The sequence below is a fragment of the Bradyrhizobium hipponense genome (assembly GCF_008123965.1).
Lineage (GTDB): Bacteria > Pseudomonadota > Alphaproteobacteria > Rhizobiales > Xanthobacteraceae > Bradyrhizobium > Bradyrhizobium hipponense.
Map to the genome: position 1 here is coordinate 1 of NZ_VSTH01000300.1, position 893 is coordinate 893.

Annotated in this window: 2 protein-coding genes; both read right to left on the minus strand. The window is 59.7% G+C overall.

The features are described 5' to 3' along the window. Positions 1 to 273: IS66 family insertion sequence element accessory protein TnpB (gene tnpB, locus FXV83_RS42155; protein WP_148745875.1), on the minus strand; the 273-nt coding region annotated here is incomplete at its 3' end. Beyond that, positions 270 to 671 (minus strand): IS66-like element accessory protein TnpA, encoded by a 402-nt coding sequence (gene tnpA, locus FXV83_RS42160; protein ID WP_148745876.1) that lies wholly within the window; start codon positions 669 to 671, stop codon positions 270 to 272. The genes tnpB and tnpA, both read right to left, overlap by 4 nt. Positions 672 to 893 lie beyond the last annotated feature (222 nt).

Sequence of the window (893 nt, forward strand, 5' to 3'; positions counted from 1 at the left end):
CGCCGGAGAGATCGTTACCGATTCACCGGCAACCGACGGCCAGATGAACTTTCCTCTCTCGAGTCTTTTGGTAAACAGGCATGCTCCCTGGCCATCGTGCCAGATCATCTTCACAAGATCGCTGCGTTTGCCCCTGAAGCAGAAAAGACCGCCGCCCATGGCGTCGCGCTTGAGTACTTCCTGCACGCGCAGAGCCAGGCTCGGAAAGCCACACCGCATGTCGGTATGGCCCGTCGCCAGCCACACTCGCACGCCCGTCGGGATCGGGATCACCGTAGTGTCTCCAGCCCTCGCATGATCCGTAGCAAAACCGCGACATCGACGTTGCGATCCACGATCACCCGTCGGCCATTCGCGGTCACGACTTCCAGAGTGCCAGTCGCCGCCGGTGCCGCACGCTCTGTCGTCGACTGGACCTCCGACACAATCCCGGCCGGCACAAATCCACCTGCCTGACAGCCGCCAAGTGGTCCTTCGCGATAGGCCTTGCGCCACGAAAACAGAAGCTGTTTCGAAAGCCCATGATGCCGTGCTGTCGCCGATACCAGCCGCGGACCCGAAAAACTTTCCTCGACAATCCGCAGCTTCTCGGCATCTGACCAGCGCCGACGCCGACCAGTCTCCACAATTTCAAGGCGACGCACTTGGCGACTATCAGTAAGGATATCCATACCGACAGTCAGCTACAGGCCGGATGAACTCGCAAGACGGCCGTCCTCGGACGAGTACCTTTCTCTTCGGGTGCCGAGCAGTACAATTCCTGTCGATTATGCGCCCTATGCCTTTCCCCGCCGACCCAGGCGCTCGTCTCAAAGTTTGCGTCCGGTTTTTGGCGGATTCGGGTTGGAAAGAGGAGGGGAAGCGGCATCGAGTTCCTGGCAACTGTTCGAATT